Origin of the sequence: Marinobacter sp. CA1, assembly GCF_020546665.1 — a bacterium.
Taxonomy (GTDB): domain Bacteria; phylum Pseudomonadota; class Gammaproteobacteria; order Pseudomonadales; family Oleiphilaceae; genus Marinobacter; species Marinobacter xestospongiae.
In genome coordinates, this window is the sequence record NZ_CP071785.1 from 4,576,493 (window position 1) to 4,600,887 (window position 24,395).

Sequence of the window (24,395 nt, forward strand, 5' to 3'; positions counted from 1 at the left end):
TACTTTTTCTCTTGGCCTTCTAGGGTGTAATCAGTTCAATGTCGCCGTACCAGGCGGTGGCTGAGTCACCGGTGTTGTCGGCATCCGACATGATGCCGATACCGACGATCCGTGGCGGCGCCTTGCTGAAGGCCTGGCGGTAATCCGCCACCAGGTCCCGTTCCACCGTCACCCACTGTCCCACCCGTTCCCGGCCGCTGGTTACCGCCACCATCATGGTCTGGTCGGTGTAGGGGTTGGCCACCATCCGGCCCTGCGGTAGCCGGTTGGCCCAGATGTAGTTGAGGGCATTGCCCGGCAGTTCCTCCCCGAACAGCGCCTTGACGGTGCCGCGCTTGAGGCGCTCGAAGAAGCCGGCGTGTTCGTCCTCGAACCGGAACGCCACGTAGAGCCGCGCGGGGTAGTCGTCACCGTCTTTGCGGCGGGCGTCGCCGGCCTGGTAAACGTTGCTCACCTTCCAGCGCCAACGCAGGATCAGCTGCTCGCCGGGGTCAAGGTCCAGGCGGGCGATCAGGCCAGAGGCACCGCCATCGGTGCGGGCTTCCACCACCTGGGTGCCCTGGGAATCGCGTACCAGCCGATACTCGCTGTGACGCTCGATGTTGGGGAACGTCAGGGGCATCCACTCCGGCGCCAGGGTATCGAGCCGGGAAAATTCCGCTGGCGCGGCCGTGGCCGGCAATCCAAAAGCCAGGCTTATGATCATCGCCAGGGCTGCTAACACCTTGTTTCGATTCATGCCGATTCCCCCGTTTTGGGCACTGACCCGTGGATTGCCGAAAAGTGCCTTGTTGAAGTCATGATCGGTGTATATAGTGTTGTTGTTCTTGGTTTGATACCAGATATAGTGATTAAGGCGTAACCAAAGCGGTGAGGAAATCACCAGTCACAACGCCAGATCACGCTGTATCGGGAATCCGGTGAGACTCCGGAACTGACGCGCAGCGGTATTGGGGAACGAGCGAGGCACGGTGCCAGGCACCAGACACTGACCGCAACCGGTTGGGAAGTCGCCCCGCAAGGCGGTTCGATCACGAACCCTGCCCCTGAGTCCGAAGACCACCAGGAACAGTGAGCTTATTGCTCAGTAACTGCACCTTCGCGTCACAGGTGAGCAGAGTCGAATTGAAGTGGGGGCATACCGCTGGGGAACAGATCTGAACTCTGTCCCCTGCCCGATGTCGCAGCCTGTCTGGGGAAAGCTTTGTCGTCGGGGACAGATTTCAGATCTGTCCCCCTGCTCATGTCCCCACCACGGTTGCTCGCCCCATCTCTCGCTCTCCTGCCGACGTGAAGGTCACGGACTTTCAACGCGCACTCAGGAGACACAGCATGTCCGCCGCCACGGCCGATCCCCAGCTCAACACCGATTCCCTGCAGGTTATCAAACGTAACGGAACCCTGGTCAGCTTCGACGCCGCCAAGATCAGCGTCGCCGTTACCAAGGCATTCCTGGCGGTGGAAGGCGATCAGGCGGCCGGCTCTGCCCGCATCCACGACAGCGTTGCACGGGTGACCGAGCAGGTGATTCAGGCCATCAGCCGCCGTCTCAAGGCCGGCGGCAAGGTCCATATCGAAGACATCCAGGACCACGTTGAACTGGCGCTGATGCGGGCCGAAGAGCAGAAAGTGGCCCGTGCCTACGTACTCTACCGCGAAGCCCACGCCCAGGAGCGGGCCAGCCGCGAGGCCCCGGTGGAAGCGCACCCGAGCCTGACCGTGAAACAGACCAATGGCAAGGTGGCACCGCTGGACCTGGGGCTGATGAAGTACCAGGTGGAGCAGGCCTGTGAGGGCCTGGACGGCGTCGACGCCACCTCGGTGGTGGACGAGGCCCTCAAGGGCCTGTATGACGGCATTCCCGAGGCCGATGTGTTGTCAGCGCTGGTGATGACGGCCCGCAGTCACATCGAGCAGGAGCCGGACTACTCCCAGGTCACCGCCCGCTTGCTGCTGGAACAGCTGCGGGTCGAGGCCGCCATTGCCCTCGACCTGCCCCTGCAGGAATCCCTGAAGGCGGTCTATCCCCAGGCCCTGACCGCGTTTGTTCACGCCGGCATCCGCTACGAACTGCTCGATGAGGCGCTGGCGGCGTTCGACCTGGAGCGCTTGGGTGCGGCACTGATTCCGGAGCGCGACTACCAGTTCGGCTTCCTCGGCCTGCAGACCCTGTACGACCGCTACTTCCTGCACTGGAACGGCGACCGTCTGGAACTGCCCCAGGTGTTCTTCATGCGGGTGGCCATGGGCCTGGCGCTGCGGGAAGACGACCCCAATGCCCGCGCCATCGAGTTCTACAACCTGCTGTCGTCCTTCGACTACATGGCGTCCACGCCAACCCTGTTCAACAGCGGCACCCAGCACAGCCAGCTGTCGTCCTGCTACCTCACCACCGTCAGCGACGACCTGGAAGGCATCTACGGTGCTATCAAGGACAACGCCCTGCTGTCCAAGTGGGCCGGCGGTCTTGGCAACGACTGGACGCCGGTAAGAGCGCTGGGTTCCCACATCAAGGGCACCAACGGCAAGAGCCAGGGTGTGGTGCCGTTCCTGAAAGTGGTCAACGACACTGCAGTGGCAGTGAACCAGGGCGGCAAGCGCAAGGGCGCGGTGTGTGCCTACCTGGAAAGCTGGCACCTGGACATTGAGGAATTCCTCGAACTGCGCAAGAACACCGGTGACGAGCGCCGTCGCACCCACGACATGAACACCGCCAACTGGGTGCCGGATCTGCTGATCGAGCGCATGCGCCGGGACCAGGACTGGACCCTGTTCAGCCCCAGCGACGTGCCGGACCTGCACGACCTCTACGGCAACGCTTTCCGCAGCCGGTACGAGGAATACGAGGCCATGGCCGAGCGCGGCGAACTGCCGCTGCACAAGAAGCTGCCGGCCAAGCAGCTGTGGCGCAAGATGCTCACTGTGCTGTTCGAGACCGGTCACCCGTGGATCACCTTCAAGGACCCCTGCAACCTGCGCTCACCGCAGCAGCACCAGGGCGTGGTGCATTCCTCCAACCTGTGCACCGAGATCACCCTCAACACCAGCGCCGAGGAAATCGCCGTCTGTAACCTGGGCTCGGTCAACCTGGCCGCCCACATCAAGGATGGCGAGCTGGACGTGCAGCGTCTGGAGCAAACCGTGAACACCGCGGTGAGGATGCTCGATAACGTCATCGACATCAACTTCTACGCCGTGCCCCAGGCTCGCGAATCCAACCTGCGGCACCGTCCGGTGGGCATGGGCCTGATGGGCTTTCAGGACGCCCTGTATCAGCTCAAGCTGGCCTACTCCAGCCCGGAAGCGGTGGAATTCGCCGACCTCGCCATGGAGCAGATCAGCTACTTCGCCATCCGCGCCTCCGCCGAGCTGGCGGCCGAGCGTGGTGCCTACCCGACCTACCAGGGCTCGCTGTGGGATCAGGGCATCCTGCCCATCGACTCCATCAACCTGCTGGCGGAATCCCGCCAGGACGGCGACCTCAGCGTTAACACCGAAGCGAAGCTGGACTGGGCGCCGGTGCGCGAGCTGGTGGCCAAGCACGGCATGCGTAACTCCAACGTCATGGCCATCGCGCCGACCGCGACCATTTCCAACATCGTCGGTGTGTCCCAGTCCATCGAGCCGGCGTACCAGAACCTGTTCGTGAAATCGAACCTGTCCGGCGAGTTCACCGTGGTGAATCCGTCCCTGGTCGCCGACCTCAAGGCCGAAGGCCTGTGGGACAACGTCATGGTCAACGACCTCAAGTACTTCGACGGCTCGGTGCAGCAGATCGAGCGTATCCCGGCCGAGATCAAGGCCCGCTACGCCACCGCCTTCGAGATGGACGCCCGCTGGCTGGTGGAAGCCGCCGCCCGCCGCCAGAAATGGCTGGACCAGGCCCAGAGCCTCAACCTGTACATGGCCGAGCCGTCCGGCAAGAAGCTCGACGCCCTGTACCAGTTGGCCTGGGAACGCGGCCTGAAAACCACCTACTACCTGCGCTCCCTGGGCGCCACCGGCGCCGAGAAATCCGCCCCGGTGCAGGCAGCCCCGGCCCCGCAGGTGTGCTCCATCGACAACCCGGACTGTGAGGCCTGTCAGTAAGCCGTTTGTTTTCACTGAGGTAACTGAACAGTTCTGAGGAACGGGCTGGGAACCTTTTTCAGGACCGTCGCTGGCCATGGACGGCCAGCGTCGAGCCCTACAGGGACGTATTCACGGGCGTGTCCTGAAAAAGGTTCGCAGACCGGTTCCGGCACCAAAACCAAATCGCCTACGCCGACACCAAGATTCTGAGGACCACCACCATGCTCGATTGGGACGACGACTCCACCCCCAAGCAACCCCAAGCCGGCAACCCCGACGGCCCGCGCCCGGTCAACGTTGACGACAAGCGTGTGATCAACGGCGAGACCGACATCAACCAGCTGGCACCGTTCAAGTACCCCTGGGCCTGGGAGTACTTCATGAACGCCAACAAGAACCACTGGACCCCGCTGGACATCAACATGGCCCAGGACGTCCACGACTACCACCACCGCCTGAGCGCGCCGGAGAAGCACGTCTACGAGAACGTGCTGGCCTACCTCACCACCTCCGACATTCTCGCCATGCGCAACATTGGCCTGGCGGTGATGGAGAAAATGAGCGCCCCGGAACTGCAGATCTACCAGGCCCGCCAGGTCTACGAAGAAGCCCTGCACACCTGGACCTACCAGCACTGCATCGAGACCCTCAACCTCGACCAGAGTGAGATCTACAACCGCTATCGGGTGGTGCCGGAGATCAACCAGAAGATCCAGGTGGCCAACCGCCGCCTCGATGCCGCCATGCGCTCCGACATGAACCTGCGCAACCCGGACGACCTGCAGGACTTCATCATGTCCTACCTGTTCTTCGCCGCGGTGTTTGAAGGCTGCTGGTTCTACAACGGCTTCAGCCCCATTTTCGCGTTGCAGCGTCGCGGCCTGATGCGCGGCACCGGCGAGCAGCTGCAGTACATCCTGCGGGACGAGGCCATGCACTTCTCCTTTGGCCTGAAAGTGGTGAACCAGATCCTGGAAGAAGAGAACATCACCCTCGACCCGAAAGCGGTACGGGAGATGTGGGACGAGTCCGAAGCCGCCGAGAAAGCCTACGCCGACTACATCCTCCGCGACCCGATCCTCGGCTACTCCGCCGAGTACCACAGCGAACAGTTCCGCTTCGTTGCCAACCGCCGCGCCCGCACCGTCGGCCTGGAAGAACCGTTCCCCGGCGCCAAGAACGTGTCGCCTTGGCTGGACGAACAAGCCAACATGCGCAAAGAGAAGAACTTCTTCGAGACCCGGGTGATCGAATATCAGACCGGGGCTCAGTTGGAATGGTAAGCGCTTACTGACCTTTAACCCAACGGACTGCGTACGCCTGCAAAGCCCTGGCCCAGCACATGGGTGTAAATCTGGGTGGTGCGCAGATCCGCGTGGCCGAGCAGATCCTGCACGGTACGGATGTCATTGCCACGTTTCAGCAGCTCAGTGGCAAAGGTGTGCCTGAAGGTATGGCAACCCGCCCGTTTGCCAATCCCTGCTTCACTTACCGCCCGACGAACTGCCCGTTGTACGGAAGAAATGTGGCGGTGGTGGCGGGCAACATTACCCAGGTTGTCGGTACTGAGTGAAGGCGATGGAAATAGCCATTGCCACTCCAAAGAGTTACCTGCGTTAGGGTATTTCCTGGCCAAAGCGTACGGCAAGCTGACCGGGTGCTGATACAACTCGTCTTTCTGCTTCCAGGCCCTCTGCAAGTCGCCAATATGGTTCTGCAGCGGCACAACAAGCGGTGTCGGTAGCAACGTCGTCCTGTCTTTCGCACCCTTGCCGTCACGCACTGTAATTACCTGTTGATTGAAGTCCAGGTCTTTGATCCTGAGACGACAGGCTTCGGTCACCCGTAGACCGGAGCCGTACATCAACGAGGCAATAAGGTGATCAGGATGATTTAGCCTCTCAATAGTGCGCATGGCTTCGTCATGGGTAAGGACCACAGGCAATTTTCGAGGCTTTTTCGACCGAACCACATCACCAATATCGCCCAAAGGTCTGTCCAAAACCTTGTCATAAAGGAACACCAGCGAGTTCAAAGCCTGGTCTTGGGTAGCTGCTGCAACTTGCCGATGTACAGCAAGCCAGGTCAGGAATTCATTGATCTCTCTGGAGCCCATATCCAGTGGGTGCTTCATCTGATGGAAGCGAATGAAATACCGAATCCAGTACCAGTAGGACTTTTCAGTACGAATGCTGTAGTGATTGACGCGAATAACGTCGCGGAACTGATCACGCAAACGAAGTTGTTTCCCTTCCATGGGACTATCTCCAGTATCTGTATATTTATGGCTCTTCACTTATCCGTGTGGGTTAGGAGCCATAGGCAGTCCGCCATAGTGAAACAGTATCGCCCGCTTGAACCTTTCCTTGCTCCGGAATCCTCTGGATCGAACCTTTAACGTTCTTATCTGTCCGTTGATGGCTTCCGCCAGTCCATTTGAGGCTCGAAATCGCATGGCGTTGAGAATGCCAAACAACTTGGTTTCGATCTGATTTGCCGCTGACGCCAAGGCCCGAATTTCTGTTAGCCGAGCCATCTGAACCCATTCCAGCCAAGCCGAACGAGCACCTTTGACACGATACCCCTGCCAGATGTCTCGAGCCTTTTCCTTGAGGTACCACACCAGGCCGGTGTCTTTGAGCGCATCCGACAAGTTCCGGATTTGCCGAACCTGCTGTCCCTCAAGGCTCTTGCGGTGACGTAACCAGGTATATCGGCTTCGGTGGATCTCCTGACGCATCGAACGATCCGCCCGCGCCATGTCAGCCTTGCGAGTGGCATCAAGCGTCCGGGTCAGCATCTGTGCAACATGAAAGTGATCGAAGGCAATCTTCCGGTGGGCTTTCTCGATATGGTCAAACGTGGCCTTCTGATAGGCCGGGCTCATGTCCATGGAGATCGAGATAATCGACTGTTTGCACGGCTCTTTCAGGCTTTCGTAAAAACGGCCAAGACTGTCTGAAGACCGGCCGTCTTCCACCGCGAGGACCTGCCCCTCGGCATTGGAAACGATCGTCACATAGTCGTGCCCCTTGCGGAATGCCGTCTCATCGACCGCCAGCCGAGTAGTATCCCGGTTGGGCGTATTGGCCAGCCCCCGACGCACCGCTCGATCCATGATGTTGTCGATGGCGGTCCAACTCAGACGCAACTGTTTGCTGACGGCAGAGATCGAAGCTGCCTTGAGCCAACTAATCACAAAGGCTTCAAACAGCAATGTGTACCGGCTGTTCTGTTCAGCCCAGGGTACGCTGATAGTCAGGCAACCATGCTCCGGACACTGTACTCGAGGGACTTGAGCAACCACTTGCGTCCGAAATTGGCAGGTATCGAGATGACGCCAACGACGCTCCCGTGAGTCGTAGCCCGGGCAGGTACGGGCACAGCGAGGGCAGACCAGTTTGGCGCTGCGGTCTAGATCGACCTGGACTACGACTTCTCCCTGGCTCTTATCAAGCTCGACGCCTGAGACAAACCAGGGCGAGGAGAGCCCAAGAATCTGTTGGTAAAGGGTGCATTGATCCAACGGTAGTCACCATCCGTCGCGTTAATCGGATGGGATAACAGTGACCAAAAACGATAGGAAAATAAAGGGTTACCCACCAGAAGAAGTGAAGAGCCATATTTATACAGTATTATTGTGAGAACAAATCGTGGAAGTCAAATGATTCCATGGCGAAGCGCTTAGCAATTGGCTAAGCTGATGTTTTAACAAGAACTTGGTGGGGCGCTGCTGCTATGAAATTGCGTAATAATGACGCAGTCAAGTTTGTGCAATATCGAAGCGCGCTATCTAATTGCTGTTACGTGTAAGGGTGAAGATATGGAAGTTTCCGCCGAAGAAGAAGTAAAACAAATAGAGATGGGTAAGCCGTACGTTGTCATTCTAGGTGCTGGAGCTAGTTTCGCGGCCTTTCCAGACGGTGATCGACACGGGCGAAAGCTACCCTTAATGAACAACTTAGTCGAAACGCTAGGTATTGAAGATGTGGTATCGCGTTCAGGGCTATCTTTCACATCAAATAATTTCGAGGATATTTACTCAAAAATCCACAAATATCCTGAATTGAAAGAGCTGAGAGAGGAACTCGAAGAGGCTGTTTATGAATATTTTCGGGAAATGGAGCTTCCTGACACTCCTACTATCTATGACCACCTCGTTTTGTCCCTGCGAGATAAAGATTTTATAGCAACATTCAACTGGGACCCATTTTTGGTTCAAGCGATCCGTAGAAACGGGCAGCGGTTTAAAATGCCACGGGTTTTGTTCCTTCATGGAAACGTTGAAGTGGGGGATTGCCCAAAAGGTCATATGATGGGGATTAATGGCAATCAATGCCATGAGTGTCATGACTTGTTAACCCCCACAAAACTTCTCTATCCAGTCTCAGAAAAGAATTATCACTTAGATGACTTTATTTCCAAGCAGTGGTCAACACTGGATGAGCTTCTAAAGCATACGTTCATGGTCAGTATTTTCGGGTATGGAGCTCCAGTCTCTGATGCAAGTGCAATCGATCTGCTGAAAAAGGCATGGGGTAGTGTGGATAGTAGAAACATGGAAGAGATTGAGATCATCGATATTCGCGATGAGGATGACCTTCGCGAGACTTGGTCGCCATTCATTCACACGCATCATTACCGAGTCGAGAAGGATTTCTATAGCTCCTGGATCGCAAACCATCCTCGTAGAACAGGAGAGGCCTATATAAACCAATTTCTCAAAGCTCAATTTATTGAAAATAATTCGCTACCTAGAACGGCGCATTTTGAAGAGCTTTGGGATTGGTACGACAGGCTCCAGACTGCGGAGAACTTACACGTAACCAGTGGGTGAAGCCGACCGGTACTACGCTGCGCTCTGCACCGGCAGCTTACCCAAAGCGTTAGCCTCACAAAGGGATGAATGATTTGAAGTTAAAGCTAAACCCAATACAAATTGAGCCAAGCGATCCTTTCAAATATGATCTTTTGGGTAGAAAGGAAGAAATTGTTAATCTGTCCTTGCTAGTATCAAACGTAAACTCCCCGGCCGTGATAGCAATTGATTCACGATGGGGGACGGGAAAGACAACTTTTATCCGACTGTGGGAGCAGCACCTTAAGGAAGATAATTCTCCCTCTCTATACTTCAATGCTTGGGAGACCGATTTTTCGGATGATCCATTGGTCTCTTTCTTAGGTGAAATGAATGAGGGCCTAAAGACTCTCATTGGTGCCAATGAAAAAGCAAACGAGGCGTGGGAGAAAACCAAAGCTGCCGGAAAACAAATTGCAAAACGAGGAATTCCCGCATTGGTGCGAATTGGCACTGCCGGAATAGTTGATGCTGATAAATTAATAGAAGATGAGATGATGAAAGCAGCCGGGTCATTGGCTGGTGATGCACTCGACAACTACCTACAGCAAAAACAAGCAATATACGAGTTTCATGCCGCATTGACTAACTTTATTGAGAAGTCAGCCGATGGTAAGCCGCTCGTCATATTTGTCGATGAACTGGATCGATGTAGGCCAAATTACGCAATTGAGTTGCTGGAGAGAATCAAGCATCTCTTCAACACAGAAGGTTTGATCTTTGTGTTAGCTCTCGATAAAGAGCAGCTAGGTCATTCGATTGAAGCCGTCTATGGAAACGGAATCGATTCGGTTGGGTACCTTCGCCGATTCATCGATTTTGAGTATCAGCTGAAACAGCCCGACAAGGCTAGCTATATTGACTCTCTGTTTTCTGCACTACAGATAGACAAATTTTTTCAGCCAAGGAAAAAATATGGAGAACTCCGGCACGACGAAGACCATCTAAAAAATGTATTTTCAATGCTAGCAACTAACCTTCGGCTCTCATTGAGAGAAATCGAACAATTCCTTGCAAGTATCAATATTGCAATTAGGGCCGCTAAAGAAAACGAGTATATCTTCCCCGCATTGTTGGTTTTCTTGCTTATTTCAAAGCATTTCAAGTCAGACGCATATCAGCGATATGTCTCAGGCGAGGGAGATGAGTCAGAGCTAATCAATTACCTTTATGACATCGTGCCAGAACGGAATAGAGATGAGAGTTTTGAATGCGCGTTAGTCGAAGGTTTTTTAATAGCCGCCAAGAACGATCGATTTCAAAAAGCCGAATCGCCGACAATTTTGAGACACAAAGAAATACTTCAGAATGACGAACTGGATTACAAAGAAAGACAATACTCTGAGACAGTTGTGAATGTTGTAAACAGGCCAGCAGGTGTGGGCCATGGTGTAAACCTAAACCGACTCAAAGACCGTATCGATTGGCTTAGTAGGTTCGAATTTTTCGATGTTGAAGGCTAACAAAGCGCTGCTGTCGGACAAATTTTCCGCTGCGCTCCAAATTTGCCGCAGAGCGCAGCGTTATAACGCGAGGAGAGTATGAGACAGCAGATAGAGGCTCTTGATCGGTTGATACTGGAAAAACGACCCGAGTTGCATGCCTCGCTGTGTCCCGGAGCTTCTCATGACTACGTTGCAGATACGTTGGGCTCCTTATTTGAAAAGGCACCCGCTGGTCTGGTTTCGTTGTGGGAATGGCATGATGGGCAGTCACAGCGATACTTAGGAGACTTCCATCCGAGAGCCAGTGAGATGTTTCTATCGGTCGCTGATGCGTTCGAAACGATGGAAATGCTTAATGAATATGTCGATGCTGGAGATGTTTCACCCGATAACTGGCAATCTGATTGGCTGCCTTTTACCGAAAATGGCGGGGGAAACTACACCTGTGTGAGCATTTCTACAGGGAAGGTTTATTACTTTGATAAATATGCGGTTTCTACTGGAGTGCAATATTCGTCCTTTTCTGAATGGCTTGAAGATTTAGTCGATGGGTATGAAAAGTTATAACAATCGCAGGCACGGCGACGCCTTTTCCATTGCGGCTTCGCCTCCATTCCAAAGCCGCGCATGCTGCGGGCGTTAGGCTGATGATGAAATCTTTGGCAAAGGTTTTTTTAACGATACTATTTGTCGCTTTTCTTTGTTTCGCAATTTCCGAAACAGAGGGTGAGGCATGGCTTACGGTTTGGTTTGTCCTATTTTTCTTTGTTGGAATACCGCTAGCCTTAGTTGTTCTAAGAGATGTTCTGGTGGTGGCGCTGCCTCGGTGGGTGGGCCCCTCTCAAATGTTGCTGCATATTTGTGCTGTCTTTGGGGCAGTTATAGGGTATGGGTTAGGGGTTATGGCGGTGAGTTCTGGACATGAAAAAGCGCATTTGCATCAGCTAATGGTGATTGTGTTTCCTGTGCTGGTCTATGCCACACCATTATTGATGGTCTTTAATGGTATGCCACTATCGCGTGTAAAAGATTTCTACTTTAGGTCAAAAAACGATGGGCGGTAAGCCTAACAATGCCATGCATGCGACGAGCGCATGATGGCTGGCGTTAGGCAAATATGAATAAATATCAGCTTCAAGTAACAGAAGAAAATTTCACTATCAAAAAAGATGGTGAGCTATTTTGTGAGGGCAGCTTTCTCCCTTCGTTTGGTTCATATAGTTTTTCGTTTACTACCTTAAACGGAGAACAATACGTAATGAAATCGTCCGGTATGTTTATTTGGCGAAAAATTCGTTTGTATAAAACTGATTCATTAGTTGAAGAGTTTTCGGTTAATAAAGCAAAGCAGAGCAATGTTAAATTAAACTTTGTTCCTAACTATCAAGCAGAAAATTGTGTAGTTAATTGGTCAAACGACTCAATAAATAATGAAATTCAAATTATCTGTTTGGTCATTTTAGGGTATATTACTAATGAGTACGAAAGTAAGCGAACATCATTTATAATGCAGTCCCTATTCGCCAAGCTTATCGGATATCTCCCCTCATGCGCCATGACGACGGTCGTAAACTCGACCACAAGACATTGGAAGCCCTCCGCATTCGCGCCGTTCAACGTGTGATGGATGGAGAGAGTCCTGAAGTGGTCATCAAGGCTCTTGGCATGAGCCGGGCGCGGATCTATGAGTGGCTGGCGGCCTATCGCGAAGGTGGCTTTGACGCCCTCAAGGCGAAGCAGATTTCAGGCCGACCGAAGAAGCTGACCGGAGACCAGATTCGTGAACTCTACACTTGGATCACCTCATTCACGCCGGATCAACTGAAGTTCGAGTTTGCGTTGTGGACCCGGGCTCGCGTGCGTGAACTGATCCGCCGGGAGTTCAATGTACGCCTGAGCGATGTGTCTGTTGGGCGCCTACTCCGGAACCTCGGTTTGACACCTCAGAAACCGCTGCATAGGGCCTACCAGCAAAACCCGAAAGCAGTGGAACAATGGAAGAAAGAAACCTATCCAGAGATTCAAAAAGAGGCCAAGAAGGCAGGAGCCACCATCTTCTTCGGAGATGAGGCCACCATTCGCTCTGATTATCACAGTGGCACAACCTGGGCCCCTGCGGGCGAAACTCCCCTCATACGAGGGACTGGAAGCCGCTTCAGTCTAAACCTGATTTCTGCCATTTCGCCTCGTGGAGAGCTGCGCTTTAAAACGCTGCAGGGCACCATGAATGCCGAGGTGTTTATCGGTTTTCTCAAAGCTTTGGTTCGGGATGCTGACAAACCCGTGTTCCTGATTTTGGACAACCACCCAGTCCATCATGCCCGCAAGGTCAGAGAGTACGTGGACAATCTTGATGGCAGGCTCAGGTTGTTTTTCTTGCCGCCTTACTCCCCCGAACTGAACCCGGACGAGTCTGTCTGGGGCTACATCAAGTATCACCATGTGGGCAAGAAAGTCATCAACAACAAGGAGCAGCTCCGAGCTATCGTTTATCGGCAACTACGGCGATTGCAGAAATTACCAAAGCTCTTGAAGTCATTTTTCGGGCATCCGGAGCTGGCTTATATCTCGGCGTGATGTTCGCTTACTTTGTTTTGGATTAGTAACTATCAACATAAAATTACTACTGGCTCAGTACCGGCTGCCTAACAAGTGGCTGCTACGGACCCAAAACAGTTGGCACCTTCTCCGCACGCTTCGCAGCGTCAAAGTCGCCAACTATTTTGGGCCGCAGAGCCATGCGTTAGCACTCTTGAAAGATTATGAACATCGTAGAAATTATAGAGAAAAGAGGTTGTGGTGAGCTTAGAATAAACTTTGCAACCAATTGGAATTACTCCACTAATCAAATATTGAGTGGATTTGGTCTCTTTCCAAATGAAGAGAATCTTATTGAGGTGACTATCGAAGTTGCTCGTGAGATTGTCGAGACTCTACTTTGGCGTGATCTTGCTTACAGCGTTGAAATCATGTCAAAGAATGATGCTATAAAGTATTCTGAGTATTTGATCTATTCCCAAGCACCAAGAGAATCTACTTTTTATACTAATGCAGAATGGCAAAAGTATCACCAAACAAGCTCCTTCAGCTCAAAGCGTTTTACTAATTCTACATTTGATGGTGGTGTTCTATGTGTGGGTAAAGATTCATCGATGAGTATATGGGTTGAAGATGAAGATTAGTGCTAACAAGGGCCAGCAACGGACTGTCAAAAGTGTCACTCAAATTGCTAGCGCAATTACGTGCCACTTTTTCCAGCCGCTGTGGCCGGCGTTATGACTAAGGAGTAGTCGATTTTGGAAGTGGTATCCACCCTATACGAATGCAAGCATTGCTCGGGTACTGGCACCTGCACAAATGGCGAGGACAAAGCTTCATGTCTGGCTTGTGCTAAAAAGCATGATCTTCCTTTTTGGCAGCAGCGCGGCCAGCGTGGCCTGATGTGTGGTTCGTGTGGTGGTATTGGGCAAGCAGAGCCACTGACGGAGCGGATGAATAAACGCATTGCGCCGATGCTAGCTATATTTTTAACCTTTTTTTTGCTGGTAATGATTTCGGGCGCTGCATTGCTCAAGAGCCAATATTTTTCAGAGCTTCTGGCATTCGGTAGTGCCATCATCGGGTCTGTGGTGGGGTTTTACTTTTCATCACGCCAGAACAAGTCATAACAAACGCAGGCACGGCGACGCCTTTTCCATTGCGGCTTCGCCTCCATTCCAAAGCCGCGCATGCTGCGGGCGTTATTGGTCCTGGCCTTCTTCATTTTGGTTGGGTTAGTGCAAAGGCCTTGGCATCGGATTTGGCTGCAAAGTCGCATACGTGGGTGATGGCCAAGGCCGGAAAAGTGGCTGTCGGGGTTGGGTGCCCACATAACCCGCAGCATGGTTATTCACGGCGTGCCTCAGTCGCGGGGCCGTTCGTTTTAAACGGTAATCGGGCTGGCACCGTCTGCGCTCTGGTTCCTTTCGGCATCCGTTGGGTTGGTGCAAGCTGTTCGGGAGAGGGCATTCAGCGTTGGGTGCCAGGGGAGACCTTGGTGGTGACCGGCCACTAACCAGTCGGTCAACCGGACACCAAAAGCTAGTAGCTTTTGGTTCCCTCCGCTGCGCTCCGGCGCCGGTTACCATCAGCGTTGAGGCTGTAGAAAAAGTCCCGGAATCGCCCCTCGTGCTCTGGTAGCATCGAGTCATCGCAGACCGACAAGGACCCGTCCCATGCCCCGATTCAGGCACTACAACTACGACCAGGATTCGATGGTCGTGATCAACTACCAGGACCAGCTTCAACCTGGCACCTTTGAACACGCGGTGCATTACCTGATTGAGCACAAGCTGGACCTGTCGGTGTTCCACCCCAAGTACCGTAACGACGATACCGGCCGGCTGGCCTACGATCCGGCCATCCTGCTGAAGATCATCCTGTTCGCCTACTCCAAGGGCATCACCTCCAGCCGCGAGATGCAGTGGTGCTGCGAGACCAACATCATCTTCAAGGCCCTGTCCTGCGACACGGTGCCCCACTTCACCACGCTGGCGAAGTTCGTCAGCAGTCATGCGGATGAGATTGAAGAACTGTTCGAGCAGGTGCTGCTGGTGTGCCACGAGCAGGGTCTGCTGGGTAACGAACTCTTCGCCATCGACGGGTGCAAGATGTCGTCCGATGCGGCCAAGGAATGGTCGGGCACCTTCAAGGAACTGGACGAGAAGCGCACCAAGTTGAGACGCCTGGTTCGCCATCACCTCAAGGTCCATTACGAGCGGGACGAGGCAGAGACTGAAGCTGAACTGGACCGGGACATCCGACGAGCCAAGACCATCCTGTCCCTGGATGAGGCCGCGAAGAAAGTGGACCGCTTCCTAAAGACGAACCGCCCAAGGATGGGCCGGGGGAAGCGGAGCAAGGAAGTGAAGAGCAACATTACCGATAACGACAGTGCCAAGATGACCACCAGCAAGGGCACGATCCAGGGCTACAACGGCGTGGCCACGGTGGACAGGAAGCACCAGGTCATCATCGACGCCCAGGCTTTTGGGGAAGGCCAGGAACACCACACCCTGCAACCGGTTCTGGAGAGTGTCGAAGCCCGCTACCGCAAGCTGGGCATTGCCGACAGCATCTACCAACAAAACACCATCATCACCGCCGACACCGGCTTCGCCAACGAAGCCAACATGAAGTACCTGCACAATCGACAGATCAACGGCTATATCCCGGACAACAAATTCCGTAGCCGCGACCCGAAGTTCCAGAACCCTGATGTCAGACAATAACTGCAGCACTTTGAGATAACGAGGTAGAGGAAGGAGGGTCGCTGCCGGTACCCTCATTCGCTTTACCGACCAAAGTGAAGCAGTGATGGGATACCGACAACTGACCCAGGAACAATGATACCAGATTTCTGCCCTGCGTGTGGCAGGCAAGAGCCAACGCCAGATTGCCACGATTCCAGGGCTTTGCAGCAACCGTCTGTCGGGAGCTACGCCGCAACGCGACCGCAGGGGGTTACCAGGCTGCCTTGGCACAGCAGCGCAGTGACCAGCGGCGACGGCAGGCCAATAAAGCCCACAAGCGGGCTTCGTCATTGATTGACTGGGTCAGCCGACTGATCCGAAAGCGCTGGAGTCCGGATCAGATCGCAGGCCTGATGGCGCGCCTGGGGTCGTTCCGAGTCAGCCGCCAGTGGATCTACGACCTGATCCTCCGGGACCGCGCCAACGGCGGCAAGCTCTGGACCTACGGCCGGCACTCCAGGAGGCGCCGCGCTCAACGAGATCTGGCCAAGCATGCGGGACTGGGCAAGATCCCGAATCGAACGGGTATAGAGCATCGACCTGCCGAGATAGACCAGCGTCTGGAAGTGGGCCACTGGGAAGGAGACACGGTTCTGCACGGCCACAAGCAGTCAGGCATCGTAACGCTCGTGGAACGTCGTAGCGGATACTTGCTGGCAGGCCGGTTGGCGCGTGTCACAGCCGACCTGACGACGAATGCGATCATCCGCTTGATGACGCCGATTCGCGGCGCCGTCAGCACCCTGACGCTGGACAATGGCAGTGAGTTCGCAGACCACCAGAGAATGGCCAAAGCCTTGAGCATGGCGACGTACTTCTGTGATCCCTATTGCTCAGGACAGCGTGGGACCAATGAGAATACCAACGGCTTGATACGGCAGTATTATCCGAAGGGAACCGACTTCTCAGCGGTCAGTCAGCGAGCCCTTAATCGGGTGATCGATGAGATCAATAATCGCCCCAGAAAACGGCTGGGGTACCGCACACCGGCGGAGGTGTTCTGGGGAGAATATTCCGGGGCACTACCAACGAGTGGTGCTGCACTTATTGTTTGACTTCAGGACCAGAAAGCCAAATACGGCAAACGCCACCAGAGCCAGACGAATACCGGCTGGAAAAACATCATCCCGGCCAGTGAATTCCAGTTCGATCCGGTGAATCTGACGTGCATCTGCCCGGCGGGTGAATCTCTGACCTACCGGAGCCAGAAGGAAGCCGAGAACGGCAAGACCCGGGTTCATTTCGAAGGCCGTTTGCTGCAATGCCGGCACTGCCCCAAGAAGCACCGATGTATGCAGAACCCGACGTCCGCCGATCACCGCAAAGGCTCGGGAAGGCAGGTTTCGTTCACCATCGAAAACAAACGCCAGCCCAACTACACCGACTGGATGAGGCATCGGGTGGACAGCCCGGAGGGCAAAGCGATCTACAGCCACCGAATGTCGGTGGTGGAACCGGTGTTCGGCAACATCGGCAGCACGAAACGATTGAACCGCTTCAGCCTGCGGGGCAAGAAGAAGGTGCAGGGCCAGTGGCAGCTGTATTGCCTGGTGCACAACATTGAGAAATTGGCGAACTATGGGCACTTGGCGGCATGATGTGAGGGCGAAGGCCCCTCAAAAAGGGCTACAGGAAGCCAATCATAGCGTCCCTGAAGGCGCTGATGTTGCTGAATGGCTAGACAAACACGGGCTGCGAGTCATCGGCCAAGCTGATGCTGGCGACAGAAAAATTGGGGATCAGGTGGTAGGGAGGACTCGGAAACGAGTTTTTCTACAGCCTCGTTATGTGGATTAGTGTTTTAGGCCATGTAGGTAAGTAGCGGGAAGGGTTTGTGCATAAAAAGGCTTTTCTAATTGGTGGCGGAGTTGGCTGTTTGGCTGGTGGTTTGCTGAGCTTTCTTTTCGGGTTCTCCGAAGAAGGTATTGCTGCAGGTATTGTGGTTGGCTGGGCCGCCGGTGAAATTATAGGTTTGGCCGCTTCTAGATAAAGGATTGCTAGTGTTGAAACTGAAGCTGCCACATAACAAGTGACTGTGGTGTCAATTCCATAAATTAAGCCATTTCACCCCGCCATGATTCCTGGTTTTTGATCATGGTATTGAGCATCACAATCATCTTTCTCATGCAGGTGATGAGAGCGACTTTTGGGATCTTCCCCTGGGCTTTCAGGCGTTCATAAAAGCGTTTGAAGACCGGATTGCACTGGATGGATGAGAGCATGGCCATGAACATGACAGTGCGGACTCTGTGGCGCCCACCTCGTATCCTTCGTTTGCCGTTGAGCTTGCCACTGTCTCGGTTGATGGGTGCTACGCCAACAAGCGCTGCGATCTCCTTGCGGTTCAGCGAACCGAGTTCCGGGAGTTCACTCAGGAAGGTGTAGGCGAGCACTTTTCCGACGCCTGGCACGCTGGTCATGATCTCCATTTTGCTGCGCCACTGATCCACCTTGGCCACCTCCTGCTCAATCTGTCGGGTGACGGTTTCAATCTGACTCTGGAGCATCCGGAGCATACTTTTGATCGACCGGTGAAGGGATTTCGGCAGGATCTGGAGGCGGTTTTTCTCCATGGTGGACATTTCCAGAAGCTGAGAACGTCGGGCCAGTAAGTCCTTAATCTTCTGGGAGGTTTTGTCTGGAATAGGTTTGAACTCAGGTTTCAGTGTGGCGGCATACTGCGCGATGACCTGGGCATCAATCCGGTCGGTTTTGGCGAGTACGCCAATGGCTTGGGCGTAGCGTCGGACACTGATGGGATTGACGATAATGATCGGCAAACCGGCTTTGTCACAGGCCTGAACCAGGGCATGTTCATGTCGACCGGACGCTTCGACAACGATGCGTTCGATCTCGTAGTTTTTGAGGATTCGGACGAAGCGACGAATGTGGGCTTCGGTATTTGGGATGGTATAGAACTGCCCGGAGGGATGAAGAGCAATGTCCAGATTGGCTTTACGGACATCGACGCCGACATTGACTGGGGTTTGGATTTCCGTGTTGTTCATAATAAGCTGACTCTGCCTTGCTATACGGGCTCGAGGCCCCGATGACTGTTCGAGTTATCGCTTGAGAGTCATGCAGCGCTACACACTTGTTATCGGTCTCTCGAAGGAGGAGCCGGTCAGGCATCGAGCTGCTGCATGAAGGCCCCCAGCGGCCACTGGGGGTGGGCCTCAATTTACCCAAACACGGAAGAAATTATCCATACAAGGCCAGGCAGGGCGACGCCAAAATGCGGCGCGCCTGCTGGCAGCGTTAAATTTCTAGTCGGACATGGAATGTTGAGTATTAGCTTTGATCGTCTCAAACTGATTGAACGTCCAGCGAAGTTGCTGACAAAGGCGTTGATCGTTCTGTTCTGGCTCTGTGCGGGGTTTGAAGTCTACGAGCTCTATTACGCGAGATCAGAGGAAAAGCCTGAGTATTTTTTCTTCACGATGGGCGGTGGTATTTTCGCAGGACTATTTTATCTATGCATTGCCTATTTTTTTCTACTAAGGGCATTCCTGCAACCTCCAGGGGTTAAGCGAATGCCACAGAAAATTGTTCACATGCGAAAGTATGGGGCTATTGTAGTGGCTGCATTCTTTATATATGCCGCGGCAGCTACGGTGGTCGGCAATTTAACCAGTGGGTAAAGCCGACCGGTACTACGCTGCGCTCTGTACCGGCGGCTTACCCAAGGCGTTATAGCTCAAAGGAAATATCGTGCCGACTCGAAAGTTACTGAAAGGGATTGCAGGTGGGATTCTTGGAAAAGTAACTGGTAGAAATAATGATATTTCTAGCTTTTTGGGTGTGGGATATTTATATAACTTGACCCATTATAAAGGTGTTGGTGGGTGTAGTTTTGAGCTGTTGGCTGGAACGTCTACGCCAAATATAGAGTTTTCAGAACGTTTTTCTTCTATCTACAAAAAAATTCTATGTGAGCAGCTTTTAAAAAATAAACTCCCAGAATCGGCCGTTAAAGAAGTGGTGGTTAAATTTGAGTTCAATGTAAGTCCAGGCGATGATTCTGATTTGGTGGGATTAAATGTTTATGGTCAACCATTTCGGTGTACGGTTATACTAATAGCAGATACAGGGAAGCAATATGTTACGTCACACTTATCAAGGTGTCGTCGCCAGCCGCCAACGCCACCTAAAGACGAAGGCGCCGTTGTATTGCGGCAAGAGCTATAACAAATGCAGGCGCGGCGACGCCCATTACATTGCGCCTTCGGCTCCATTTCATGGGCGCGCATGCTGCAAGCGTTGAAGTGACTCCCCACGTCAAGAGGCAAACACCAGTCCAGGCCCGTTTTTCAGAGCTACATTCCCGCAGTTAAAGGGCGGGTCAGGACAGACGCTGAGGCCAGTAATCGTCGACGGTTTTCATGCTGATACCCGTGGGTTCTCACCACCTTACTTTTCCGTCGTGAAGCCGGTCCTCCGTCTAGGAGCGAGCGTCTAGCTGTGATTGCCTCACCCGCATAGTGATACTATAGTGTCACTATCAATTTGGATCAGGGTGAGCCCATGAAAGTTGAGCTTGTTACAAACCTGAAGCGTCAAGCTACAAAAATCCTGGCAGACCTGCATCTGACCAAAGAGCCGGTACTGATCACTGAACATGGCCAGCCATCCGCTTATCTTGTTGATGTGCAGGATTACGAGTTCATGCAGCGCCGACTTGAGCTGCTTGAGGGGCTCTCACGGGGAGAGCGAGCTGTACTAGAGGGAAGAATGTACAGCCAAAGTGAGGCCAGGGAGAAAATGAGTAAATGGCTGAAGTAATCTGGACAGAGCCCGCCCTTCAAGAACTGGATGCCATCGCTGAGTATATTGCTCTAGACAATCCTGCTGCCGCACGCGATCTGGTCCAACAGGTTTTCGATAAGACCGAGCGTTTGGAAAACTTTCCTCAATCCGGGCGGATTCCTCCCGAACTCCCCAATTCGGTATACAGAGAGGTCGTGGTTCAGCCGTGTCGTATTTTCTATCGTGAGGACGAGAGGCGGGTTCTCATCCTCTATGTCATGCGAGAGGAGCGGCAGCTTCGTGCGTACATGCTTGGAAGCAGCTAACCAGGCGCGTCACTCGGATGCCTTTGTCTCCGCTTTGTTACGCCAAAGCTACCGGCCTGGAGCGCTTCGGCGTCATACGGACGCTCGTCTTGACGTACGTACCTAAAGGCGTACACTTGGTTAAAAATTGAACTCACAAGAGGTGCGTCATGGCAGGAATCACAGCGACTGAGGCGCGCAGCAACCTTTATCGGTTGATTGACGAGACCGCCGAGTCCCACCAACCAATCGTCATTATGGGTAAGCGGAACAAAGCCGTTCTGGTTTCTGAGGAGGACTGGTCCGCAATTCAGGAAACACTCTACCTGCTCTCCGTACCTGGTATGCGGGAGTCTATTCGTGAGGGGATGGATACCCCCGTGGATGAATGTGATGAGGAGCTGGACTGGTGACATGGAAGTTGGTTTACACCAGGCAAGCCCAGAAAGATGCAAAAAAGCTTGCCTCCAGCGGTCTCAAACCAAAAGCCCAGGAGCTGTTAGCGCTGATAGCGGAAGATCCATACCGCAAGCCGCCTCCGCTTGAGAAGCTCATTGGTGATCTGGCGGGGGCCTATTCGCGCCGCATTAATATTCAGCATCGTCTGGTCTACCAAGTGCTAGAGGACGAGCAAGTGGTGAAAGTTCTCAGGCTCTGGAGCCACTACGAATAATGCATAACCAGCCGCTGTTGCCGGACAATCTTCCCACCGCTTCGCGGCTCCAAAATTGTCGCAAAGCTCCGCTATAAATCAGGGTGTAGCCATCAATGGAGTGGCGCAAGGGCGATTACCTAATCACTGACGATTCCAAGGTGCAACTGGGTATCGTCCACCGCTTGCTTGCGGCAACCTATTTGGGGTGGCCGCCGTCCTCAAGAAACCGTCGAGCGTATGATGGTGTTGCAAACCCGCGATGCTCAAGGATTGTACGAGAAGTTTGGCTTCTCTGGAAATAGTGCTCGGCTTCGCGGGTCTTGTAGCACCGAAGCCAGACGAAGAGTCAGCCGATGTTGTCGGTCGACTTCACGGAACAGCAGTAATCCGGCATCGGAGGTGATGTGGCCACCAGAGAAATCGGCTTCAATCTGGCGGCGTGCGAGTGGCGAGAAAGTCAGTTTTTCAGGTACCATTTGGAAGCGGCTGTTGGTGTTGGTTTCTTGGGTAAGGTCTTGAAATCTGAGCACTTTCATCCGGACGTGATGTTCACTTGAAGTCAGGCTTCGTCATATGAAACTTGAAAACATTGAAATGCTCATTGATGGCTCGGGTGAAATTACCGTTGGCAGAGCTGGGCCGGTTCGTTGTGCGGCGACCGCATCTGATGAAGGGCAGTGCCTTGCGATGTTAGTTCGTCAGCCTGAAGAGCCATTCGAGGATTTGCTCGCACGATTGGATCGCGCCATTGCTGATGCAGTCGAGGAACAGATATTTGTTGATGAAGTCAATGAATAGGCTGTCAAACGTCATACATCATTGCGACCGGATGCCGCGTGCCGGGGTTTCAATCTGTTGGGTGCCGCTCGTTTAGAGGCCGAAAGCCTTGGCTGGTGTTTGCTGACCCTCGCACACTATACTGTACTACAATGTATTAACCCGCATTGGAGGTACAGTCATGAGCGTTACCACCGTTCGTCTTCAGGCAGAAGTTGAAGAGCACCTGGAAGCAATCGCCGGCAGGCTCCACCGGAGCAAAGGCTGGGTGATTAACCAGGCGCTTTCGGAGTACATCGAAAAACAACAGCGTGAGCAGGCGCGTTGGCAGCAAACGCTTGATGCAATGGAGTCGGCGGCACAAGGAAAGGTAGTCGATGCTAACGACGTCCATAGCTGGCTCAATAGCTGGGGAACCGAAAACGAGCAGGATGCGCCGAGGTCAGGTAATTGAAACTGGTTTACACGGACGAAGCCATTGAAGACTTGAAGCGCCTTAGGGAATTTATAGCAGTCCACAATCCCTCTGCGGCCTCCAGGATAGCGGCCGAGCTGGTGACCAAGATCGAATTGCTACCAGACTTTCCAAAGATGGGCACACCGGTTGAAATGGCGCCGCTTCCCGATTCCATCCGCGATATGGTTTTTGGCAATTACGTTGTCCGTTATTCAGTACATGGGAGTGCCATTATCATTCTTCGGGTATGGCATGAAATGGAAGGTGAACGGTAGCAATTTAACCAGCCGCTGTTGTCGGAAATTGTCCAGCGTTACGCAGCTCCAAAATTGTCGTAGAGCGCAGGGTTAACTGTCTTATGAGCTTTTCTGTGGCCTCGCCATCACTCAGGGAAGATTCACTCGATGAGTTGCAATGCAACATTAAGAAACTTATTGAACTGCAAATTCAGAAGCTTTTTAAGAGTAACGTGTTCAGTTTTGTTGGCATCCGCTATTAGTGGGTGCGAAGTGATTTATGGCGTTGTCCTGATGGCTTCTTGCGGTTTTTCTTCGGACCTGGAGATCCACCCTGAAACATTGCCAGTGGCAATCGTGGGCCAACCTTACCGCGTGGATATTTCAGCTTCGGGGAAGCAAGCGCCAATTGGAGATTTTTATTTGTCTGCTGGTCAACTTCCGGTGGGTCTTGAGTTTATCTTTTTAGATAATAGATCAGGTGAATCTACGGCTGCTATCGAAGGTGTTCCATCAGAAACGGGAAATTTCCCGATCGCTGTTGGAGCGAGGACTTATGGTACCCACTGTGCCGGTCAAACAGCCAATAACGAATATGCATTGGAAGTTATTGATAAATAAAAATATTCACTGGGATTAAATTTGGCCGGATTTTTATTCGCTCTACGTTCGAGTCAAAAGTTTTAGTCTGCTACATTCGCAACTTGCCTGACTTGGCGTCGGCTTTGATGGAGGAATTGACATTGAAATCAGGAATCTTTATAGCATCGATACTTTTGCTGGTTGGATGTGCGTCTCAAGGACAAACTGTTCCTGCAGTAACCGATAAAGACGCAGTTATTGAGCCTGTTATCGAACAAAACGCGGCCGGAGAAGCCTCAATCATGACGAATCCGGCCCTGAAGTCTTACAGGGAGGAATACCTTCATGCAACCGAGCATAAGGCGTTTGCTCAATCAGAGAGTGGTGCCTGGTCCTGGAAGTCGAATAGAACCTCAATAGGTTACGCAATAGATAACGCTCTAATTGGGTGCCAAAGAAACAATAGAAGATACGAAGAAGAGTATCCGTGTAAGATAATCAATATCGATGGAGTATGGGCTAAAGAGCACTCGGGAGCCTCTGATTAACTCCGGATCACCTCTGGCCTTCAGATCGGTTCACACTCAAGGTGCGGCTTTGCCGCCCTTGCCAAGGGCTATCCGGGTGCGGCCCAGACCATTGGCTGCGTGCAGCTACATCCCTCAGATCGCGCAGAGGCGATCCGGAGTTAATCCGAGGCTCCTTCATCCGCCCATCGCAACAAGGATTGTATTCGCTCATGAACATCAACCTGGCTATGGTCCCTTTTATTCTCGGCTTCGTAACGCTGGTGCCGGCGGTTTTGGCCGCTCTGGTTGCCCGGAAGCAGAAGCGCTCCGTTGGCATGTGCGCGCTGGTGGCGTTTGTCCTGGGGATGATCAGCATGATTGGTGGCTGGGTGTACCTGGCCGTGCTGACGTTGCTGCCCCCTGCTACCCCGGATAATCCGCCGGGTAATGCCGGATAACGCCA

The 24,395-nt window shown here is 53.3% G+C and carries 26 protein-coding genes, 3 pseudogenes and 1 riboswitch; of the genes and pseudogenes, 24 read left to right on the top strand and 5 right to left on the bottom strand.

Annotated features, from left to right (window positions below; translation table 11 throughout):
* Window positions 1-19: 19 nt before the first annotated feature.
* The gene (locus tag J2887_RS20890) at window positions 20-739 is read right to left on the bottom strand and encodes a DUF3047 domain-containing protein (RefSeq protein WP_227173052.1); all 720 of its coding nucleotides are present in this window, start codon (window positions 737-739) and stop codon (window positions 20-22) included.
* A gap of 172 nt (window positions 740-911) precedes the next feature.
* A riboswitch (cobalamin riboswitch) is annotated at window positions 912-1,061 on the top strand.
* Window positions 1,062-1,332: 271 nt separating this feature from the next.
* Here J2887_RS20890 and J2887_RS20895 point away from each other — a divergent pair.
* Window positions 1,333-4,089 carry a ribonucleoside-diphosphate reductase subunit alpha gene (locus J2887_RS20895; RefSeq protein WP_227173053.1) on the top strand — a complete coding sequence of 919 codons (2,757 nt, stop codon included), beginning with the start codon at window positions 1,333-1,335 and terminating at the stop codon, window positions 4,087-4,089.
* A 203-nt stretch (window positions 4,090-4,292) separates the two neighbouring features.
* A complete protein-coding gene (locus J2887_RS20900; RefSeq protein WP_227173054.1) occupies window positions 4,293-5,354 on the top strand; it encodes a ribonucleotide-diphosphate reductase subunit beta in 1,062 nt (353 codons plus the stop codon).
* A 14-nt stretch (window positions 5,355-5,368) separates the two neighbouring features.
* On the opposite strand, the gene J2887_RS20905 is transcribed toward J2887_RS20900, so the two are convergent.
* Window positions 5,369-6,328: an integron integrase gene (locus J2887_RS20905; protein ID WP_227173055.1), complete on the bottom strand. Its 960-nt coding sequence runs from the start codon at window positions 6,326-6,328 to the stop codon at window positions 5,369-5,371.
* A gap of 39 nt (window positions 6,329-6,367) precedes the next feature.
* The gene (locus J2887_RS20910; RefSeq protein WP_227173056.1) at window positions 6,368-7,597 is read right to left on the bottom strand and encodes an ISL3 family transposase; all 1,230 of its coding nucleotides are present in this window, start codon (window positions 7,595-7,597) and stop codon (window positions 6,368-6,370) included.
* A gap of 297 nt (window positions 7,598-7,894) precedes the next feature.
* Here J2887_RS20910 and J2887_RS20915 point away from each other — a divergent pair, with 297 nt between their 5' ends.
* The 10 genes and pseudogenes from J2887_RS20915 to J2887_RS20960 form a co-directional block, all read left to right on the top strand.
* Window positions 7,895-8,908, top strand: a complete 1,014-nt coding sequence (locus J2887_RS20915) for a hypothetical protein (RefSeq protein WP_227173057.1) — start codon at window positions 7,895-7,897, stop codon at window positions 8,906-8,908.
* Between the two features lie 74 nt (window positions 8,909-8,982).
* Window positions 8,983-10,392, top strand: coding sequence for a KAP family P-loop NTPase fold protein (locus tag J2887_RS20920; protein WP_227173058.1), 1,410 nt, complete (start codon window positions 8,983-8,985; stop codon window positions 10,390-10,392).
* A gap of 78 nt (window positions 10,393-10,470) precedes the next feature.
* Window positions 10,471-10,941, top strand: a complete 471-nt coding sequence (locus J2887_RS20925; protein WP_227173059.1) for an SMI1/KNR4 family protein — start codon at window positions 10,471-10,473, stop codon at window positions 10,939-10,941.
* An 80-nt stretch (window positions 10,942-11,021) separates the two neighbouring features.
* The gene (locus tag J2887_RS20930; protein ID WP_227173060.1) at window positions 11,022-11,438 is read left to right on the top strand and encodes a hypothetical protein; all 417 of its coding nucleotides are present in this window, start codon (window positions 11,022-11,024) and stop codon (window positions 11,436-11,438) included.
* 484 nt (window positions 11,439-11,922) lie between these two features.
* Window positions 11,923-12,951, top strand: coding sequence for an IS630 family transposase (locus J2887_RS20935; protein ID WP_227172648.1), 1,029 nt, complete (start codon window positions 11,923-11,925; stop codon window positions 12,949-12,951).
* 185 nt (window positions 12,952-13,136) lie between these two features.
* A complete protein-coding gene (locus tag J2887_RS20940) occupies window positions 13,137-13,556 on the top strand; it encodes a hypothetical protein (RefSeq protein WP_227173061.1) in 420 nt (139 codons plus the stop codon).
* 114 nt (window positions 13,557-13,670) lie between these two features.
* Window positions 13,671-14,042: a molecular chaperone DnaJ gene (locus J2887_RS20945; protein ID WP_228752827.1), complete on the top strand. Its 372-nt coding sequence runs from the start codon at window positions 13,671-13,673 to the stop codon at window positions 14,040-14,042.
* A 546-nt stretch (window positions 14,043-14,588) separates the two neighbouring features.
* Window positions 14,589-15,626: pseudogene (locus J2887_RS20950) on the top strand (transposase); the annotation flags it as partial.
* 155 nt (window positions 15,627-15,781) lie between these two features.
* Window positions 15,782-16,720: an IS30 family transposase gene (locus J2887_RS20955; RefSeq protein WP_227173062.1), complete on the top strand. Its 939-nt coding sequence runs from the start codon at window positions 15,782-15,784 to the stop codon at window positions 16,718-16,720.
* A gap of 6 nt (window positions 16,721-16,726) precedes the next feature.
* Window positions 16,727-17,263 (top strand): annotated as a pseudogene (locus J2887_RS20960) (transposase); the annotation flags it as partial.
* A gap of 456 nt (window positions 17,264-17,719) precedes the next feature.
* On the opposite strand, the gene J2887_RS20965 reads toward J2887_RS20960, so the two are convergent.
* On the bottom strand, window positions 17,720-18,673 hold the full coding sequence (locus J2887_RS20965; RefSeq protein ID WP_227173063.1) for an IS110 family transposase: 954 nt from the start codon (window positions 18,671-18,673) through the stop codon (window positions 17,720-17,722).
* A 273-nt stretch (window positions 18,674-18,946) separates the two neighbouring features.
* Here J2887_RS20965 and J2887_RS20970 point away from each other — a divergent pair, with 273 nt between their 5' ends.
* The 6 genes from J2887_RS20970 to J2887_RS20995 all read left to right on the top strand — a co-directional run bounded on the left by J2887_RS20970 (window position 18,947) and on the right by J2887_RS20995 (window position 21,389).
* Window positions 18,947-19,306: a hypothetical protein gene (locus tag J2887_RS20970; RefSeq protein ID WP_227173064.1), complete on the top strand. Its 360-nt coding sequence runs from the start codon at window positions 18,947-18,949 to the stop codon at window positions 19,304-19,306.
* A gap of 70 nt (window positions 19,307-19,376) precedes the next feature.
* Complete coding sequence (locus J2887_RS20975; protein WP_227173065.1) at window positions 19,377-19,853, top strand: hypothetical protein; 477 nt, start codon at window positions 19,377-19,379, stop codon at window positions 19,851-19,853.
* A 336-nt stretch (window positions 19,854-20,189) separates the two neighbouring features.
* Window positions 20,190-20,447, top strand: coding sequence for a type II toxin-antitoxin system Phd/YefM family antitoxin (locus J2887_RS20980; RefSeq protein ID WP_227173066.1), 258 nt, complete (start codon window positions 20,190-20,192; stop codon window positions 20,445-20,447).
* Entirely contained in the window at window positions 20,435-20,737 is a 303-nt protein-coding gene (locus J2887_RS20985; RefSeq protein ID WP_227173067.1) for a type II toxin-antitoxin system RelE/ParE family toxin, read from the top strand. The genes J2887_RS20980 and J2887_RS20985 overlap by 13 nt, the downstream gene beginning before the upstream one ends.
* Window positions 20,738-20,886: 149 nt before the next feature.
* Window positions 20,887-21,129 (top strand): type II toxin-antitoxin system Phd/YefM family antitoxin, encoded by a 243-nt coding sequence (locus J2887_RS20990; RefSeq protein WP_075878843.1) that lies wholly within the window; start codon window positions 20,887-20,889, stop codon window positions 21,127-21,129.
* Window positions 21,126-21,389: a Txe/YoeB family addiction module toxin gene (locus J2887_RS20995; RefSeq protein ID WP_227173068.1), complete on the top strand. Its 264-nt coding sequence runs from the start codon at window positions 21,126-21,128 to the stop codon at window positions 21,387-21,389. Before J2887_RS20990 ends, J2887_RS20995 begins: the two co-directional genes overlap by 4 nt.
* A gap of 269 nt (window positions 21,390-21,658) precedes the next feature.
* Here the strand turns inward: J2887_RS20995 and J2887_RS21000 are convergent.
* Window positions 21,659-21,847, bottom strand: a pseudogene (locus tag J2887_RS21000) (transposase); the annotation flags it as partial.
* A 97-nt stretch (window positions 21,848-21,944) separates the two neighbouring features.
* On the opposite strand from J2887_RS21000, the gene J2887_RS21005 reads away from it, so the two are divergent.
* From J2887_RS21005 to J2887_RS21030, 6 genes are all read left to right on the top strand, one after another.
* Window positions 21,945-22,169, top strand: a complete 225-nt coding sequence (locus J2887_RS21005) for a hypothetical protein (RefSeq protein ID WP_227173069.1) — start codon at window positions 21,945-21,947, stop codon at window positions 22,167-22,169.
* 160 nt (window positions 22,170-22,329) lie between these two features.
* Window positions 22,330-22,602, top strand: coding sequence for a CopG family ribbon-helix-helix protein (locus J2887_RS21010; protein WP_227173070.1), 273 nt, complete (start codon window positions 22,330-22,332; stop codon window positions 22,600-22,602).
* Window positions 22,599-22,880: a type II toxin-antitoxin system RelE/ParE family toxin gene (locus tag J2887_RS21015; protein WP_227173071.1), complete on the top strand. Its 282-nt coding sequence runs from the start codon at window positions 22,599-22,601 to the stop codon at window positions 22,878-22,880. The genes J2887_RS21010 and J2887_RS21015 overlap by 4 nt, the downstream gene beginning before the upstream one ends.
* A 129-nt stretch (window positions 22,881-23,009) precedes the next feature.
* A complete protein-coding gene (locus J2887_RS21020) occupies window positions 23,010-23,462 on the top strand; it encodes a hypothetical protein (RefSeq protein WP_227173072.1) in 453 nt (150 codons plus the stop codon).
* A gap of 122 nt (window positions 23,463-23,584) precedes the next feature.
* Window positions 23,585-23,971 (top strand): hypothetical protein, encoded by a 387-nt coding sequence (locus tag J2887_RS21025; RefSeq protein WP_227173073.1) that lies wholly within the window; start codon window positions 23,585-23,587, stop codon window positions 23,969-23,971.
* Between the two features lie 191 nt (window positions 23,972-24,162).
* Window positions 24,163-24,390, top strand: coding sequence for a hypothetical protein (locus tag J2887_RS21030; RefSeq protein WP_227173074.1), 228 nt, complete (start codon window positions 24,163-24,165; stop codon window positions 24,388-24,390).
* Window positions 24,391-24,395: the final 5 nt, after the last annotated feature.

What these genes read in the sequence shown, in the direction of transcription:
- J2887_RS20900 (WP_227173054.1), top strand. Translation starts at nt 4,293, where the DNA reads ATGCTCGATTGGGACGACGACTCCACCCCCAAGCAACCCCAAGCCGGC.
- J2887_RS20935 (WP_227172648.1), top strand. Translation starts at nt 11,923, where the DNA reads ATGCGCCATGACGACGGTCGTAAACTCGACCACAAGACATTGGAAGCC.
- J2887_RS21030 (WP_227173074.1), top strand. Translation starts at nt 24,163, where the DNA reads ATGAACATCAACCTGGCTATGGTCCCTTTTATTCTCGGCTTCGTAACG.
- J2887_RS20990 (WP_075878843.1), top strand. Translation starts at nt 20,887, where the DNA reads ATGGCAGGAATCACAGCGACTGAGGCGCGCAGCAACCTTTATCGGTTG.
- J2887_RS20905 (WP_227173055.1), bottom strand. Translation starts at nt 6,328, where the DNA reads ATGGAAGGGAAACAACTTCGTTTGCGTGATCAGTTCCGCGACGTTATT.
- J2887_RS20925 (WP_227173059.1), top strand. Translation starts at nt 10,471, where the DNA reads ATGAGACAGCAGATAGAGGCTCTTGATCGGTTGATACTGGAAAAACGA.
- J2887_RS21020 (WP_227173072.1), top strand. Translation starts at nt 23,010, where the DNA reads ATGAGTTGCAATGCAACATTAAGAAACTTATTGAACTGCAAATTCAGA.
- J2887_RS20980 (WP_227173066.1), top strand. Translation starts at nt 20,190, where the DNA reads ATGAAAGTTGAGCTTGTTACAAACCTGAAGCGTCAAGCTACAAAAATC.
- J2887_RS20930 (WP_227173060.1), top strand. Translation starts at nt 11,022, where the DNA reads ATGATGAAATCTTTGGCAAAGGTTTTTTTAACGATACTATTTGTCGCT.
- J2887_RS20895 (WP_227173053.1), top strand. Translation starts at nt 1,333, where the DNA reads ATGTCCGCCGCCACGGCCGATCCCCAGCTCAACACCGATTCCCTGCAG.
- J2887_RS20915 (WP_227173057.1), top strand. Translation starts at nt 7,895, where the DNA reads ATGGAAGTTTCCGCCGAAGAAGAAGTAAAACAAATAGAGATGGGTAAG.
- J2887_RS20890 (WP_227173052.1), bottom strand. Translation starts at nt 739, where the DNA reads ATGAATCGAAACAAGGTGTTAGCAGCCCTGGCGATGATCATAAGCCTG.
- J2887_RS20965 (WP_227173063.1), bottom strand. Translation starts at nt 18,673, where the DNA reads ATGAACAACACGGAAATCCAAACCCCAGTCAATGTCGGCGTCGATGTC.
- J2887_RS20940 (WP_227173061.1), top strand. Translation starts at nt 13,137, where the DNA reads ATGAACATCGTAGAAATTATAGAGAAAAGAGGTTGTGGTGAGCTTAGA.
- J2887_RS21010 (WP_227173070.1), top strand. Translation starts at nt 22,330, where the DNA reads ATGAGCGTTACCACCGTTCGTCTTCAGGCAGAAGTTGAAGAGCACCTG.
- J2887_RS20985 (WP_227173067.1), top strand. Translation starts at nt 20,435, where the DNA reads ATGGCTGAAGTAATCTGGACAGAGCCCGCCCTTCAAGAACTGGATGCC.
- J2887_RS21005 (WP_227173069.1), top strand. Translation starts at nt 21,945, where the DNA reads ATGAAACTTGAAAACATTGAAATGCTCATTGATGGCTCGGGTGAAATT.
- J2887_RS20970 (WP_227173064.1), top strand. Translation starts at nt 18,947, where the DNA reads ATGTTGAGTATTAGCTTTGATCGTCTCAAACTGATTGAACGTCCAGCG.